The organism is Micromonospora chaiyaphumensis (assembly GCF_900091435.1).
Taxonomy (GTDB): domain Bacteria; phylum Actinomycetota; class Actinomycetes; order Mycobacteriales; family Micromonosporaceae; genus Micromonospora; species Micromonospora chaiyaphumensis.
Map to the genome: position 1 here is coordinate 388,847 of NZ_FMCS01000006.1, position 13,945 is coordinate 402,791.

17 protein-coding genes are annotated in these 13,945 nt (G+C 73.6%); 6 read left to right on the plus strand and 11 right to left on the minus strand.

Going from position 1 to position 13,945, the window contains the following annotated elements; translation table 11 throughout:
* The first annotated feature begins 59 nt into the window (after positions 1 to 59).
* Positions 60 to 893 carry a dimethylargininase gene (ddaH, locus tag GA0070214_RS18815; protein WP_341845074.1) on the plus strand — a complete coding sequence of 278 codons (834 nt, stop codon included), beginning with the start codon at positions 60 to 62 and terminating at the stop codon, positions 891 to 893.
* A 61-nt stretch (positions 894 to 954) separates the two neighbouring features.
* On the opposite strand, the gene GA0070214_RS18820 is transcribed toward ddaH, so the two are convergent.
* Together GA0070214_RS18820 and GA0070214_RS18825 are read right to left on the minus strand one after the other, a co-directional pair.
* On the minus strand, positions 955 to 2,184 hold the full coding sequence (locus tag GA0070214_RS18820) for an ABC transporter substrate-binding protein (protein ID WP_091265147.1): 1,230 nt from the start codon (positions 2,182 to 2,184) through the stop codon (positions 955 to 957).
* 49 nt (positions 2,185 to 2,233) lie between these two features.
* Positions 2,234 to 3,061 carry an alpha/beta hydrolase family protein gene (locus tag GA0070214_RS18825; protein ID WP_091265151.1) on the minus strand — a complete coding sequence of 276 codons (828 nt, stop codon included), beginning with the start codon at positions 3,059 to 3,061 and terminating at the stop codon, positions 2,234 to 2,236.
* 85 nt (positions 3,062 to 3,146) lie between these two features.
* On the opposite strand from GA0070214_RS18825, the gene GA0070214_RS18830 reads away from it, so the two are divergent.
* Positions 3,147 to 3,737, plus strand: a complete 591-nt coding sequence (locus GA0070214_RS18830; protein WP_091265155.1) for a bacterial proteasome activator family protein — start codon at positions 3,147 to 3,149, stop codon at positions 3,735 to 3,737.
* A gap of 30 nt (positions 3,738 to 3,767) precedes the next feature.
* Here GA0070214_RS18830 and GA0070214_RS18835 read toward each other — a convergent pair whose 3' ends face one another.
* The 3 genes from GA0070214_RS18835 to GA0070214_RS18845 all read right to left on the minus strand — a co-directional run bounded on the left by GA0070214_RS18835 (position 3,768) and on the right by GA0070214_RS18845 (position 6,357).
* Positions 3,768 to 4,580: an HAD family hydrolase gene (locus GA0070214_RS18835; RefSeq protein ID WP_091265157.1), complete on the minus strand. Its 813-nt coding sequence runs from the start codon at positions 4,578 to 4,580 to the stop codon at positions 3,768 to 3,770.
* A complete protein-coding gene (locus GA0070214_RS18840) occupies positions 4,580 to 5,401 on the minus strand; it encodes an HAD family hydrolase (protein WP_091265159.1) in 822 nt (273 codons plus the stop codon). The genes GA0070214_RS18835 and GA0070214_RS18840 overlap by 1 nt, the downstream gene beginning before the upstream one ends.
* 212 nt (positions 5,402 to 5,613) lie before the next feature.
* Positions 5,614 to 6,357: a hypothetical protein gene (locus GA0070214_RS18845; RefSeq protein WP_091265165.1), complete on the minus strand. Its 744-nt coding sequence runs from the start codon at positions 6,355 to 6,357 to the stop codon at positions 5,614 to 5,616.
* Positions 6,358 to 6,475: 118 nt separating this feature from the next.
* Here GA0070214_RS18845 and GA0070214_RS18850 point away from each other — a divergent pair, with 118 nt between their 5' ends.
* From GA0070214_RS18850 to GA0070214_RS18860, 3 genes are all read left to right on the plus strand, one after another.
* Positions 6,476 to 6,904: an OsmC family protein gene (locus GA0070214_RS18850; RefSeq protein ID WP_091265168.1), complete on the plus strand. Its 429-nt coding sequence runs from the start codon at positions 6,476 to 6,478 to the stop codon at positions 6,902 to 6,904.
* A gap of 87 nt (positions 6,905 to 6,991) precedes the next feature.
* The gene (locus tag GA0070214_RS18855; protein WP_208602825.1) at positions 6,992 to 7,336 is read left to right on the plus strand and encodes a metallopeptidase family protein; all 345 of its coding nucleotides are present in this window, start codon (positions 6,992 to 6,994) and stop codon (positions 7,334 to 7,336) included.
* Between the two features lie 94 nt (positions 7,337 to 7,430).
* Positions 7,431 to 8,153: an AIM24 family protein gene (locus tag GA0070214_RS18860; protein WP_091265171.1), complete on the plus strand. Its 723-nt coding sequence runs from the start codon at positions 7,431 to 7,433 to the stop codon at positions 8,151 to 8,153.
* Between the two features lie 42 nt (positions 8,154 to 8,195).
* Here the strand turns inward: GA0070214_RS18860 and pheA are convergent, their stop codons facing one another.
* The 5 genes from pheA to GA0070214_RS18885 all read right to left on the minus strand — a co-directional run bounded on the left by pheA (position 8,196) and on the right by GA0070214_RS18885 (position 11,646).
* Positions 8,196 to 9,152 (minus strand): prephenate dehydratase, encoded by a 957-nt coding sequence (gene pheA, locus GA0070214_RS18865; RefSeq protein WP_091265592.1) that lies wholly within the window; start codon positions 9,150 to 9,152, stop codon positions 8,196 to 8,198.
* A gap of 10 nt (positions 9,153 to 9,162) precedes the next feature.
* Entirely contained in the window at positions 9,163 to 9,678 is a 516-nt protein-coding gene (locus GA0070214_RS18870) for a hypothetical protein (RefSeq protein ID WP_208602817.1), read from the minus strand.
* A gap of 82 nt (positions 9,679 to 9,760) precedes the next feature.
* The gene (locus GA0070214_RS18875) at positions 9,761 to 10,150 is read right to left on the minus strand and encodes an ACT domain-containing protein (RefSeq protein WP_091265178.1); all 390 of its coding nucleotides are present in this window, start codon (positions 10,148 to 10,150) and stop codon (positions 9,761 to 9,763) included.
* A gap of 75 nt (positions 10,151 to 10,225) precedes the next feature.
* Positions 10,226 to 10,681 carry a hypothetical protein gene (locus GA0070214_RS18880; protein ID WP_091265181.1) on the minus strand — a complete coding sequence of 152 codons (456 nt, stop codon included), beginning with the start codon at positions 10,679 to 10,681 and terminating at the stop codon, positions 10,226 to 10,228.
* Positions 10,682 to 10,908: 227 nt separating this feature from the next.
* A complete protein-coding gene (locus GA0070214_RS18885) occupies positions 10,909 to 11,646 on the minus strand; it encodes a hypothetical protein (protein ID WP_091265185.1) in 738 nt (245 codons plus the stop codon).
* 163 nt (positions 11,647 to 11,809) lie between these two features.
* On the opposite strand from GA0070214_RS18885, the gene GA0070214_RS18890 reads away from it, so the two are divergent.
* Complete coding sequence (locus tag GA0070214_RS18890) at positions 11,810 to 13,030, plus strand: arginine deiminase (protein ID WP_091265193.1); 1,221 nt, start codon at positions 11,810 to 11,812, stop codon at positions 13,028 to 13,030.
* Here the strand turns inward: GA0070214_RS18890 and GA0070214_RS18895 are convergent.
* Entirely contained in the window at positions 13,017 to 13,901 is an 885-nt protein-coding gene (locus GA0070214_RS18895; RefSeq protein ID WP_091265197.1) for a DUF5926 family protein, read from the minus strand. The two genes, GA0070214_RS18890 and GA0070214_RS18895, sit on opposite strands and share 14 nt — an antisense overlap.
* Positions 13,902 to 13,945 lie beyond the last annotated feature (44 nt).

The window sequence follows — 13,945 nt, forward strand, 5'->3', positions numbered from 1 at the left end:
CGTTCCGCCTCTGGGAAGCAATGGTTGTGGCTGTTACCAAAGTTGTACCGTACCTACTCTTGGTGACCGTGAACCAGCAGCGAGTCCCGCGAAAGCGGACATATCTCATGTGCTCGCCCGAGCACTTCGCGGTCGAGTACGCGATCAACCCGTGGATGGACGTGACCGCCCCGGTCGACGCGGAGCTGGCGGTCAAGCAGTGGGACCGCCTGCGCGAGACCCTGGTCGGCCTCGGCCACGAGGTGCACCTGCTCACCCCGGGTCGTGGGCTGCCCGACATGGTCTTCGCCGCCAACGGCGCGTTCGTGGTGGACGGCACGGTCTACGGCGCCCAGTTCAAGCACGAGCAGCGGGCCGCCGAGGCCGCCGCGCACCGGGCGTTCTACGAGGAGCACGGCTGGCGGTTCATCGCGCCGAGCGAGACGAACGAGGGCGAGGGCGACTTCGCCTACCTGCCGGAGGCGCACGGCGGGCTGGTCCTCGCCGGCCACGGCTTCCGCACCGAGCTGGCCGCGCACGCCGAGGCGCAGGAGGCGCTCAACCGGCCGGTGATCTCGCTGCGCCTGGTCGACCCGCGCTTCTACCACCTGGACGTGGCGCTCGCCTCGATCGACGACGAGAACATCGTCTACTACCCGGGCGCCTTCTCGGCGGCCAGCCAGAAGGTGCTCGCCCAGCTCTTCCCGGACGCCGTGGTCGCGGACGACGAGGACGCCCTGGCCTTCGGGCTGAACCTGGTCAGCGACGGGCTCAACGTGGTCCTGAACAGCGAGGCGACCCGGCTGGCCGGCAAGCTCAAGTCGGCCGGCTACCACCCGGTCCCGGTCGAGCTGGCCGAGCTGAAGAAGGGCGGCGGCAGCGTGAAGTGCTGCATCGCCGAGCTGCGCCACTGACGCACGGAGAACGGGCGGTCTCCCCGAGGGGAGGCCGCCCGTTTCGCGTATCCGGGACGGGTCAGCCGAGCGTGGCGAGCTCGTTGATCACGACGTTGGCGAGCATGCGGCCGTCGAGCTGGACCTGGCGCAGGTACCACTTCTGCTGCGGGGTGCGCGACTGGTTGAACTGCCAGGCGCCGCGCGGGCTGTCGATCTGCCCGATCTTGCCGAGCGCCAGGTTGACCTGCTGCGGGGTCGGGTTCTCCCCGACCAGCCGGATCGCCTTGTCGAGCACCTGCGCGGCGTCGTAGGAGGCCATCGCGTAGGTGGTGGGGGAGACGTTGTACGTCTTGCGGTACGCGGAGGCGAACACCCGGTTGGCGGTGTTGTTCAGGTCGGCCGAGTAGTTCAGCGCGGTATGGATGCCGTTCTTCTCGATCAGCGCCCGCTCCTCGCCCTTCTCGCCGTCGTCGAGCTGGCTGAGCACGGTGCCCTCGGTGAGGAAGCCCGGCGCGTAGATCGGGCCCCGGTATCCCTCGGCGTAGAGCTGCTTGACGAACTGCACCGCCTGCGCCCCGGTGTAGTGGCAGAAGACCGCGTCGGGCCGGGGCCGCCGGTCCAGGGCCTTGCGGATCGAGCCGGTGTAGGCCCCCTTGCCGGGGTTGGGGAAGTCGGTGGTGAAGATCGGGTCTTCGGTCAGCCGGCGGCCGCCCTGCTCGTAGCCCTTCCGGAGGCCGTCGAAGACGTCCCGGCTGCTCTGGCCCTGGGTGCCGAAGATCGCGATCCGGCTGGACTCGTCCAGCGTCTGCCGCAGGTACTCCCCGAGCGCCTCGCCCGGCTCGTTGAGCACGTACGAGGTGCGCCAGATGTAGACCACGCTCTGCAGGCTGATGGGGGAGGCGTTCGAGCCGATCAGCGGCATCCGCGCCTGCTCCACGGCGTCCCGGATGCCCAGCATCACGGCGGAGCTGACCACACCCGTGAGCGCCAGCACGCCCTCCTTGACCAGCCGGTCGACGGCGGCCTGGCCGGTCTTGGCGGTGTCGCCCTCCTCGGCCGGCACCACCGTCACCGGGTGACCGCCGAGCTGCCCCTCGTTGAGGGTGAGGAAGGTCTGGAACCCGTTGGTGATCTCGTCCCCGATGACCTTGTTCGGGCCGCTGCCCGGGACGATCAGACCGATCTTGATCGGGCTGCCGGGCTTGGCCTCGTCCGCGGTGTCGGTCCCGGAGCCACAGGCCGCCGCCAGCCCGGTGGTACCCAGTGCGGCCAGCAGTTGTAGCGCCCGCCTGCGGTTCATCTGCGACACCGATTTCCTTCCCGATGGAGCGGCCAGGGTGCAACGCCCCCTCGGCGTTCTACCTGCTCGGCGACGCTGCGTCAATGCCCGGAAGATCATCGTGCAGCGACCGCAACGCGGCGACCACCCGTGGCCAGGCCGCCGAGTCCGGCGCAATGAGCCCGAAATGCTCACATTCGGGCAGCTCAATCAGCGTTGCGGGGCTGCCCGCGGCCCGGGCTGCCGACACCCATGAGCGGCTGATGGCGAGCGGAACCTGCTGGTCGAGAGCACCATGTATGACTACTGTGCGTGTTTGGATCGGCACCAATGACGATGGATCCGTGGCCGCGTACCGGTCCGGGACGTCGGACGGGCCGCCGCCGAGCAGCGCGGCCACCGCACCGCCGTCCAGGTCCAGCCGGTACGCCTCGGCGAGATCCGCGACCGGCGCCAGCGCCAGCACGCCGCCGACCGCGGCCGGGGCGTGCGCGGCCACGTACAGCGCCAGGTGCCCACCCGCCGAGTGACCGACGACGATCGGTGGGGCGGACGCCACCAGGCCGGGCAGCGCGGCCGCGGCCAGCCCGGGGAGCGCCGTCACCCCGGCCAGCACGTCGGTGAGGGTGTGCGGCCAGCCCCCGCCCGGCTGGCCGGTGCGCCGGTACTCGACCTGGGCGACCGGGTGACCGAGCGCCGCCAGCGCCGCGGCCATCGGCCCGGTGTGGGTGCGGTCGTACTCGGCCCGCCAGAAACCGCCGTGCACCACGACCACCAGCCGCCGGGGCGGCCCGTCGCCGGCCGGCCGGCGCAGGTCGGCACACTGGTCCGGGTGGTCGCCGTAGGCGACGGTGGCGTCCGGCGGCGGGGCCGGCCGGGTCAGCACGGCGCGCGGGTCTGCGGGCATGACGGCGACGGTAGCGCGCCCCGGCCGGGTGGTACCCGGCCCGGCAGCCGGTCCGGGCGCGTGCGGGAGGTGGGGGTGGGTAAAGATGGGTCCCATGACCGAAGCGCGCTTCGCCGGACAGGACGACGAACAGGGCAACGATGGCATCCCCGGCACCGTGGTGGTGGTCGGGCCGGACGGCCGGCCGGTCGGCACGGTGCAGACCGACGAGGGCCAGGGTGAGGATCCGACCCGCCTGGTCGAGCAGCCCGCCAAGGTGATGCGGATCGGCAGCATGATCAAGCAGCTGCTGGAGGAGGTCAAGGCCGCGCCCCTGGACGACGCCAGCCGGCACCGGATGCGCGAGATCCACGAGCGCTCGATCGTCGAGCTGAAGGAGGGCCTCGCCCCCGAGCTGCGCGAGGAGCTGGAGCGGATCTCGCTGCCCTTCACCGAGGACCAGGCGCCCAGCGAGGGCGAGCTGCGGATCGCCCACGCCCAGCTGGTCGGCTGGCTGGAGGGGCTGTTCCACGGCATCCAGGCCGCGCTGGTGGCCCAGCAGATGGCCGCCCGTGTGCAGCTCGAGCAGATGCGCTCCGGCCGGCAGGCGCTGCCCAGCGGCCCGGGCGGGATGGTGCCGGGCATGCCCGGCATGCCGCAGGGCAACGAGGGCCACGCGCCCGGCCAGTACCTCTGACCGGCCGGGGCGCGAGGGCGCCCCGGCCGCTCAGGCCACCCCGAAGACCTGCTCCAGATACGCGGCCACGCCGTCCTCGGTGTTCGCCCCGGTCACCTCGTCGGCGATCGCCAGGACGGCCGGGTGCGCGTTGGCGACCGCCACCGCCCGGCCGGCCCACGTCAGCATCGGCACGTCGTTCGGCATGTCGCCGAAGGCCAGCACGTCCCGCTCGTCGATGCCGAGCCGCGCCGCCCACCAGGCCAGGCCGGCCGCCTTGGTCACACCGGCGGCGGAGATCTCCACCAGGCCGCTGTAGGACGAGTGGGTCGCCTCGGCCAGCCCCTGGAGGGCGCCGGCCACCACCCGGACGAACACGTCCGGGTCCTGCTCCCCGGCCCGGGCCAGCAGCTTCACCGCCGGGACGGCGAGCAGTTCCTCCGGCGACTCGATGGCCCGGATCGCGTCGGCGTCGGCGTCCCAACGCAGCGGGTAGTGCGCCTCGTGCCGCATCTGCCGGCTGTCCACGATCTCCACCGCGAAGCTCACCCCGGGCACCTCGGCCCGGAGCCGCCGGGCAACCTCGGCCAGCAACTCGGGGGCGAGGGGGTCGGCGCGGAGCACCTCGTCGGTGACCGGGTCGTACACCACCGCGCCGTTCGCGCAGATCGCCGGCAGCGGCTCGGCGAGCTGGTCGTACACGAGCTGGAGCCAGCGGATGGGACGGCCGGTGACCAGCACGACCGGCGTGCCCGCCGCGGCGATCCGGGCCAGCACCGCCGCGGTGCGCGGGCTGAGCGTCCGGTCGTCCCGGAGCAGCGTGCCGTCGATGTCGGTCGCGACGAGTCGAGGTGCCTCTCCCATCACCGGGAGAGTAGTCGGTCCAGGTAGACCGCGACGCCGTCGTCGTCGTTGCGCAGGGTGATCTCGTCCGCCGCGGCCCGCACCTGCGGGTGCGCGTTGGCCACCGCCACGCGGCCCCAGCCGGCCCACTCGAACATCGGCAGGTCGTTCGGCTGGTCGCCGAAGACCAGCACCTCGGCCGGGTCGACGCCGAGCCGCTCGGCGACCACGCTGAGCCCGGTCGACTTGTCCACCCCGGGCGGGCAGATCTCGACGAAGCCGAGGCCGGCCTGGGTGAGCGTGGCCAGCTCGGCCGGGACGATCCGGCGAGCCACCGCCAGGAGTTCGTCCACGTGGTGGTCGGCGGTCCGCGCGAAGGCCTTGAGCACATCGCAGGAGAGACACTCCGCGCGGCTGCGCGCCTCGAACCGGTCCGGGTAGGGCCAGCTCGGGTGGTAGTCGCCCCAGAGCGGCGCGTCCGGCTCGTCGGACGCCTCCACCATCACGGTGAGCGGGCCGACGGCGGCCTCCAGATCGGCGAGGATCCGGGCCAGCACGGTGCCGGACAGGCGCTCGTCGCGCAGCACCAGCGGCCCCGCCGGGTCGCTCTGGTCGACCACCCGGCCCCCGCCGGCCATCACCAGGAAGTCGGCGGCGCGGATGTCGTTGCGGGTCAGCTCGGTCAGGCGGGGCCCCCGGCCGGTGGCGCCGACCACCGGGATCCCCGCGGCCCGCACCCGGTCGAGCACCTCGTGGGTGTAGGCGGAGACGGTCTCGTCGCTGCGGACGAGCGTGCCGTCGAGGTCGGTGGCGATCAGCTTGGGCAGTCCCGGGCGGATCATGGTTCCTCCTTCGCCCGCCGCCGTCGCGTCGGCCGTCCAGGTCCTCGGTGCCGCGGCCGCCGGACGGCGGGCAGCAACCGTATCTCGCGGAACGGGTCGCAACCATGGCTTTTCGGCGAATCGGACACCAACCCGCGGCGGCCGTCCGGTGTCCCTCGCGGCCCGTCCCGCCGGGCGGTGGACGGGCGGTCCGGGACGGCGGAAAGAGGAGGTCAGCGGGGCGGCTCGGGCCGGGCGAAGGGTGTGGTGGGCTGCACACTCAGGTCGGCGGGGGCCGGTGGCAGCTCGTCCTCGGCCGCCCGGCGCCGGCTCCGGCCGGACCAGCCGTCCGACGGCCCGGCGGCCGGCTCCGCCGCGGGGTCCTCCGCCCGGTCGGCGGGCTCGGCAACCGCCCGGCCGGACAGGTGCAGCGCGGCCGCCAGCAGCACGACGGCGAGGAAGGCGGTGACCAGGCCGCGCCCGTGCTCCACCTGCAACCGCTGCTCGGTCGGGAAGAAGAAGGCACGCCGGCCCAGCTCCTCGAGCGAGAAGGCGGCCGCCGCCAGCAGGGCGAGCAGGGCCGCCGCGAGGCCGAGACCGGCGACGCGGGCGTGCTGCCGGACCGGTGCCGCACCGCGCAGCGCCAGCGCCACGGCGACCGCCAGGCCGAGCAGGCCCACCAGGTACGCCACACCGAAGCCGCCGACCTCCGCCACCCCGCTCGGCAACCGGACCGTGGTGCTCCCGTCCGGGCCGTCGTTCGGCACGGTCATCACCAGCCACTCGCCGATCAGCGAGGCGACCGCGGCCACCGCCCCGAGACCGGCGAGCACCGGCGGGAGCCGATGATCCCGGCCCAGGCCGGCGAGCGAGCGCCCGACCCGGCCGGGCGGGCCCGGTTCGGCGTCGCCCCACTCCACGAGGCTCGTGCCGTCGGACCGGTTGTCCTGCCTGGGGATGGGGAGATCCTGGGACATCGGTCACCTTCCCGTACGCGGGCCTGGGTCGAATCATGGCACAGCCGGCACCCGGTGACAGGGGTCGCAAGCGCGCAGGCCGGTGCGCGCGCCGCCGCTTTCGGTTAGCGTCGGTGCCATGCCTATCCGTACCGCTTCCGCTCGTTGGCAGGGCAACCTCACCGAGGGGTCCGGCACCGTCCGCACCGGCAAGGGCGGCCTCACCGGCAACTACTCCTTCAAGTCCCGCTTCGAGGAGGGCGAGGGCACCAACCCCGAGGAGCTGATCGGCGCCGCGCACTCCGCCTGCTTCTCGATGGCCCTCTCCAAGCAGCTCGCCGACGCGGGTGCCACCGACACCTCGGTGGAGACGACCGCCAAGGTCCACTTCGACAAGACCGACGCGGGCATGACCGTGACCCGAATCGACCTGGAGACCGTCGGCCAGGTCCCGGGCCTGGACGAGGCCGAGTTCACCAAGCTGGCCGAGGCGGCCAAGGAGAACTGCCCCATCTCGCGGCTGCTCTCCCCCGGCGCGCAGATCACGCTCAACGCCCGCCTGGCCTGACCACGTCCGACACGGCAAGGGTGCCCCCGCCGGGCGCCCTTGCCGTGCCGCGTGCCGATCGTGAAGGGGTGACCCGGCGGCGTGGCCGTGCAGATGAGCCGGGAGCGGTTCGAGGAACTCGTCGGCGAGGCGCTCGACGAGGTGCCCGAGGAGCTGCTCGGGCTGATGAGCAACGTGGTCATCCTGGTCGAGGACGACCCGCCGCCGGGCGAGGACCTGCTCGGGCTCTACGAGGGACACGCGCTCACCGAGCGCGGCTGGGACTACGCCGGCGTGCTGCCGGACCGCATCCTCATCTACCGGAACCCCATCCTGGGCATCTGCGACACCGAGGACGACGTCGTGGACGAGGTGGCGGTGACCGTGGTGCACGAGATCGCCCACCACTTCGGCATCGACGACGAGCGCCTGCACGCCCTCGGCTGGGGCTGACCGGGTCCGCGGCGCGCCCCGCTCGGCTGATCCCCGCTGTTGCGCTGGTCCCCTAACCTCCGGTGCAGGCACATCCCGATGCAGGAGGAAACCCATGCGCAGCGCGCTGTTCTCCGCGGAGAACCTTGAGAAGGAGTCCCAGCAGCCGGGCATGCGGCTGCAGAACTCCAAGATGCTGAAGATCGAGCTGAACGGCGAGGCGATGGCCCGGGTGGGGTCCATGGTCGCCTACCAGGGGCAGGTGCAGTTCCAGGCCCTCGGCTCCGGCGGCATCGGCAAGTTCATCAAGCAGCGGCTCACCGGTGAGGGTGTGCCGCTGATGAAGCTCACCGGGCGCGGCGACGTGTTCCTCGCCGAGCTGGCCAAGGACGTGCACATCATCGACCTGGAGCCCGGCGACGCCCTGTCGATCAACGGCTCCAGCGTGCTGGCCTTCGACTCGACGCTCCAGTACGACATCAAGATGGTCGGCGGCGCCGGCATGGCGTCCTCGTCCGGCCTGTTCAACTGCGTCTTCACCGGCCACGGCCGGATCGCCATCACCACCAAGGGCACCCCGGTCGTGCTCAACGTCGACCAGCCCACCTACGTCGACCCGCAGGCCGCGGTCTGCTGGTCGGCCAACCTCCAGACCGGCTACCACCGGGCCGAGCAGCTCGGCCTGGGCACGCTGCTCGGCCGCAGCACCGGCGAGGCGTTCACCATGAGCTTCGCGGGCCAGGGCTTCGTCGTGGTCCAGCCCTCCGAGGAGCCTCCGGTGCAGGGCAGCGGCGCCCAGCAGCAGCAGGGTGGCCTGCTCGGCGGCCTGCTCCAGTGACCGACCGGTGGCGGGGCGCCCGGATCGGGCGCCCCGCCACCGTCAGTTCAGCTCGCCGGCGCGCAGCCGGGCCAGCCAGGCCGCCGCGTCCGCGTAGTCGGTGTCGGACAGGCCGGCCGGAGCGGGGACCGGCCGGTCACCCGCCGCCGGGCTCCAACGGTGCCGGGGGTACGACCCGAGGAAGCGCACGTCCGCGCACACCCGGCGCAGCCCCTGCAACGCCTCGCCGAGACGTACGTCGGCGACGTGCCCCGTGCAGTCCAGGAAGAAGACGTAGCGGCCCAGCGCCTCACCGGTGGGGCGGGACTCGATCCGGGTCAGGTTCACCCCGCGGGTGGCCAGCTCCATGAGCACCGACAGCAGCGCGCCGACCCGGTCGTGCGCGATGTAGACGGCCAGCGAGGTCACGTCGTCGCCGGTCGGCGGCGGCGGCGGGCCGGGGCGGGAGACCAGGGCGAACCGGGTCACGGCGTCCGGGTGGTCGGCGATCTTGTCGGCGAGCACGGTCAGCCGGTGCCGGGTGGCGCCGATCGGGGCGCAGATGGCGGCGTCGTACTCGCCGCTCGCCGCGCCCGCCGCCGCGGCGCCGTTGGAGAGCACGTCGACCACCGTGGCGTCGGGCAGGTGGTCGCGGAGCCAGCCCCGGCACTGGGTGGACGCCTGCGGGTGCGCCGCCACACTGTGCACCTCGGCCAGCGTGACCCCGAAGCGGGCGGCGAGCACGAACTCGACCGGCAGGATCACCTCGCGGGTGATCACCAGGGGTTCGCCCTCGGCCAGCTCGTCCAGGGTCACCCCGACCGCGCCGCCGATCGAGTTCTCCAGCGGCACCAGCGCGGAGTCCGCCTCGCCCGCCCGTACGGCGTCCAGCGCCTCGCCCACGCTGCGGGCCGGCGTCCGGTCACCCCGCTCGGCCGCGGGGACGGTGCGCAGCGCCTGCTCGGCGAAGGTGCCCTCGGGACCGAGGTAGACGAAGCGGGTCGGCGGTGTTCCCGGCATGTCGACCAGACTACGCACCCGGGGTGCCGTCGCAGGCCAGGGTCCGGATGCCGGACGGGCCGGCGGCGCGTACCTCCACGCCGCAGACGTCGGTGCCGGCGGTGACGAGTTCCAGCTCGGCGGGCCGGCCCCGGGTGACCACCTGGAGCTCCTCGTGCCCGCGCACGGCCAGGACGGTGTACTGCCAGCCCTCCGCGCAGAGCGGCCCGGTCCGCACGGTGACCCGGACGTCGCGGGGCAGCACCCGGGCGGGGCCGCGCAGGAGGGCCACCACGCGGTCGCCGGACGGGCCGGACCGGCAGGGGACGGCGGTCGGGTCCGGTGCCGGCGCCGTGCGGGCCGGGGCGGTCGGGGTGACCGGTGCGGCCGGCGTCGCGCTGGGGGTGGCGGAGGCCGTCGGGGCGGTGGTGACCGACGCGGTCGGGGCGCTCAGCTCGGGCGGGGCGCCGCAGCCGGCGAGGGCGAGCAGGGCGGACAGCGCCACCGGAAGGTGCCGGCGGGCGGGGCGGGGTGGGGTGCAGGGCACGATGCGATCCTCGGCATCGATAGGCGTCGTCATGGCCGGTGGGCCGAGCCCATCGTAGGAGGATCGCCCGGTCGAGTGAAGGTCACGTGTGGACGCGGTGCCCGGCCCGCTCCAGTGCGCCCGTCGCCTCGGCCAGCCGCACGGCGGGCACCAGCAGGTGGTCGGTGTCGTACGTGGAGAAGGCCACCACGTTGACGCGGGCCCGGGCGAGCGGGCCGACCAGGGCGGCGAGGGTGCCGGTGACCGCCGCGTCCAGCGGGCCGACCAGCCGGAGGCAGCGCCACTCGGTTTCCACGTCCGCCCCGTCGGGTGCCCGATCGGCGGGACAGATCACCGAGACGCCGTCGGCCGTCCAGCTCACCGTCACCACGTCGTGGCCGCCCAGCGCGCCCCAGACGGCCGGGGGCAGCACGGTGCCGGCCGGCAGGCGGCACACCGCGTACGCGCCCGGCAACAGAGCGACATCGAGCATGAGGGCACCCTACGGCCTTCGCACGGCTGTGCCCCAGCACCGCCCGGTGCGGCGATCGCCACACGTCGTCGCAGGTCAGACTGCCGAGAAGAAGGTGAGTGAGCCGGCCACCGCGCCGTCGGTGAGCACCGGTGTGGAGATGGCGTCGACCGTCGTGCCGGCGTCGGAACCGGGCCCCTGGACCCGGAGCAGCCCGCGGGCCAGCCGGCCGGAGTGCAGCGCGAGCAGCGGCGGGATCTTGTCGGTCTCCTGCTCGGTCAGCTCGCTGGGGCTGGCGGTGAAGTCGACCAGGCGCAGGCCGCCCTCCAGCAGCGGCCGGCCGATCACGTCCTCCGGGGCGCCGAGGCAGAGCAGGTCGCAGCCGGACGAGGAGATCGCCACCACGGTGGTGTCGGCGTCGATCAGCAGGCACGGCTCCGCGGCCCGGGAGACCATGCCGGACCACTGCCCGACGTTGTCGGACTCCTGCTCGGTCGGTGTCCCCGCGCCGGGCACGAACACTTCCGAGAGCGAGAGTTCGACGTGGGCCACCGCGCCTCCTATGTACACCGACGGTCTGTCCACGCTAGCCGGTCGTCGCGACGACCGCCCGACCGCGCTGCGTCTCCGGTGGCCGGCCGCTCGGGGATCCGGGCTCGGCGGGGACCGGGGGACAGGTGTCGGTGCGACGGGTGCCCGGTGCCGGGCGGCCGGCGACGGCGCGGGCCGACGGAACCACCGGGGGCGGACCCGCGGGCCGCGTGGCGTCGCCGGAGACGTTACCGGCGGGCGGCCCGCTTGTCAGCGGCCGTTCGGCCCTCGTCGTACCACCGGTAGTCGGCCGTTGGACGGTACGTGCCGTTGAGCCACGTCGACGGGGCCTGGGCGACCCGGGACAGCTTCTCGGCGGTGGCCGGACTGATCCGGTTGCCACCGGCCACGAGCAGGCGGTCCAGCTCCCGGTGCGTGGCCATGAGGCAGTCCTTGGGCAGGCCGTAGACGCTGATGACCCCGGAGCCCACGAAGGTCAGCACCGGGCTCACCGGGATCGGTAGGCCGACGGCGTCGGAGAGGGCCTTGCCGGCCCGCTTGGCGTCGCGGCGGGCCTCGGCCACATAGGGCGGACGCTTGCCGTTGATCTGCACGACGTCGCCCGCGACGAGCACCCGGGCCCGGCCGTGGTCGGCCACGGTGACCGCGAAGAGCCCGCTCGGCCCGATGGCGAGGAACCCGGCCCGCTCGTCCTGGGTGCGGTCGAGCAGGATGTCCGTCGGGTCGGTGCGGGGCCACTCGATGACGTGCCAGGCGGGGCCGAGGTGGTCGAGTTGACCGAGGGCCCGGGCCCCGGCCGCCTCCAACCGGCGGGCCTCCCGCTCGGCCCGCCGGCGGCGGGCCCACTCCAGCGGAGTCGGTCGGGCCGGCTCGAGCACCGAGGTGGACTCGACCCGGGGGTGCGGCACCGAGACGGGCGGCAGTGCCCGGGTCGGTACGGCTCGGCGAGCGGGAAAGACAGTCATCGCGACCTCCGGCAAAAGGTCTCTCGAAGTTATGTCTCCACTACCCTACGTTGCGCACCCCGGTGCTCGGCAAGTTGGAGCGCCGGAATGAGTGCGGATGAATGCCATATTCATTCACACTTCTTTTCCCGGATGGTGCGGAAGCCTGTCCTAGGCTGCGTAGGTGACCCACTATGTGGACAGCGAGGTCGGTCGGCTCGGCACGGTGCTGCTGCACCGCCCGGGGCCGGAACTCGCCCGCCTCACCCCACGCAACAACGACTCCCTGCTGTTCGACGCTATCCCATGGGTGGGCCGCGCGCAGGAGGAGCATGACGCCTTCGCGAGCGCCCTGCGGTCCCGCGGCGTCGAGGTGCTCTACCTGGCCACCCTGCTGGCCGAGACCCTCGCCGTGCCGGACGCGCGCGCCGAGCTGACCGACCTGGTGCTCCGCTCGCCCCGGCTCGGCGACACCCTGCGCCGCCGCGTCGCCGACCACCTGACGTATCTCGACCCGGCCGCGCTGGCCGACGTGTTCGTCGCCGGGCTGGCCCACGAGGAGCTGCGGGTCGGCCCGGACCGCCCCGGTGGTCTGGTCTGGACACTGATGGACCGGCACGACTTCGTCATCGACCCGCTGCCCAACCTGCTCTTCACCCGCGACTCGTCGCTGTGGATCGGGGACCGGGTCGGGGTGACCAGCCTGGCCATGCCGGCCCGCCGGCGGGAGACCACGCTGACCGACGCGATCTACCGCTACCACCCGCGCTTCGTCGGCACCGAGTTCGTCTACCACCCGGAGCTGGAGCACCTGGAGGGCGGCGACGTGCTGCTGCTCGCGCCGGGGGTGCTCGCCGTGGGCGTGGGCGAGCGCACCACGCCGGCCGGCGCGGAGCGGCTGGCCCGGCAGGTCTTCGCCGCCGGGCTGGCGCACACCATGCTGGTGGTGCCGATCGCCCAGGAGCGGGCCACCATGCACCTGGACACGGTCTGCACGATGGTCGACGTTGACGCCGTGCTCATGTATCCGAACATCGCCAGCGAGCTCTCCGCGTACACGGTCATCGCCGGCGCGGACGGCGAGGATCCGCGGGTCGACGGCCCGGCGCCGTTCCTGCGGGCCGCCGCCGACGCCATGGACCTCGACCAGCTCCGGGTGATCGACACCGGCTTGGACCCGGTCACCGCCGAGCGGGAGCAGTGGGACGACGGCAACAACACCCTGGCGCTCGCACCCCGGCTCTGCGTGGGCTACGAGCGGAACGTGGAGACCAACGCCCAGCTCGAACGGGCCGGCATCGAGGTGATCGCCATCGCCGGGTCCGAGCTGGGCTCCGGCCGGGGCGGGCCCCGCTGTATGTCCTGCCCGCTGGTCCGCGAACCGCTGAGCCTCAGCGCAGGGTGAGCTGGCGGCCGAGCAGGCCCTGGCGGGCGCGGCGCCCGGCGGCGTCCAGCGGGCCCTGCTCCTCCAGGGCCTCGGCGTACCGCTTGGCGAACTCGGTCACCGACTCCTCCCAGTCGGCGGCCGGGACGTCCTCCGGCAGGTCCCAGACCGGCACGAGGCGGCCGTGCGCCCGGAACATGCCGGCGAACCGGGTGTCGTCGCCGAGGGTCAGCGTGCCGGCCGCGCTCAGGCGGGACAGCGCGTCCAGCGCCACGTCCTCGTCCTCCGGCAGCACCCAGCGCACGTGCGCCTTCTCCGGCACCTGGCACCAGTACGCGGCCCGCGCCGCGGCCAGCTTCACGGTCGGGTAGATCGCCGCGTTGGCCCGCTCCAGCGACGCCTGCACGCCCGGGTCGTCGGCGGCGCCCGGGTCGAGCCAGAACTCGAAGCCGTCGTGCATGGTGATCTCCAGCGGGCCGTCCACCAGGATGTCCTGGAGGCGGGGGCCCGGCCCGGGCAGCGGGGGCACGCTCACCTGGCCGCCCGGCTCGGTGCGCAGCGCGCAGAGCAGCGCGTCGGCCAGGTCCCGCGAGACGTCGCCGGACTGCTGGTGCCGCTGGAGACCGATGAACACCCGCCCGTCCGGCTTGGTCATCGCCGGGGCGGCCATGGGCAGCACGGTGGCCAGGACGACCGGCCGGTCGCCGTGCTCCTCGACCAGTTCGGGGGTCAGCCGCAGCGGCGCGGAGGCGGCCGGGACCAGCTCGCGCAGGGCGATCCACTCCGGCTCGTCGGCCAGGCCCTCGAACGGTCGGGGCACGAAGATGTCGCGCACCTTCTCCCGCTTCGGGGTGGCTTCGGCGGCCCGCTGGCTCTTTCGACGCTTGCTCACGGCGAGACAGCCTAGATGCCGGACGGGTCGGGCGTGGGCAGGAC

What these genes read in the sequence shown, in the direction of transcription:
- GA0070214_RS18840 (WP_091265159.1), bottom strand. Translation starts at nt 5,401, where the DNA reads ATGATCCGCCCGGGACTGCCCAAGCTGATCGCCACCGACCTCGACGGC.
- GA0070214_RS18835 (WP_091265157.1), bottom strand. Translation starts at nt 4,580, where the DNA reads ATGGGAGAGGCACCTCGACTCGTCGCGACCGACATCGACGGCACGCTG.
- GA0070214_RS18885 (WP_091265185.1), bottom strand. Translation starts at nt 11,646, where the DNA reads ATGACTGTCTTTCCCGCTCGCCGAGCCGTACCGACCCGGGCACTGCCG.
- GA0070214_RS18830 (WP_091265155.1), top strand. Translation starts at nt 3,147, where the DNA reads ATGGGTCCCATGACCGAAGCGCGCTTCGCCGGACAGGACGACGAACAG.
- GA0070214_RS18875 (WP_091265178.1), bottom strand. Translation starts at nt 10,150, where the DNA reads ATGCTCGATGTCGCTCTGTTGCCGGGCGCGTACGCGGTGTGCCGCCTG.
- pheA (WP_091265592.1), bottom strand. Translation starts at nt 9,152, where the DNA reads ATGCCGGGAACACCGCCGACCCGCTTCGTCTACCTCGGTCCCGAGGGC.
- GA0070214_RS18860 (WP_091265171.1), top strand. Translation starts at nt 7,431, where the DNA reads ATGCGCAGCGCGCTGTTCTCCGCGGAGAACCTTGAGAAGGAGTCCCAG.
- GA0070214_RS18850 (WP_091265168.1), top strand. Translation starts at nt 6,476, where the DNA reads ATGCCTATCCGTACCGCTTCCGCTCGTTGGCAGGGCAACCTCACCGAG.
- GA0070214_RS18825 (WP_091265151.1), bottom strand. Translation starts at nt 3,061, where the DNA reads ATGCCCGCAGACCCGCGCGCCGTGCTGACCCGGCCGGCCCCGCCGCCG.
- GA0070214_RS18845 (WP_091265165.1), bottom strand. Translation starts at nt 6,357, where the DNA reads ATGTCCCAGGATCTCCCCATCCCCAGGCAGGACAACCGGTCCGACGGC.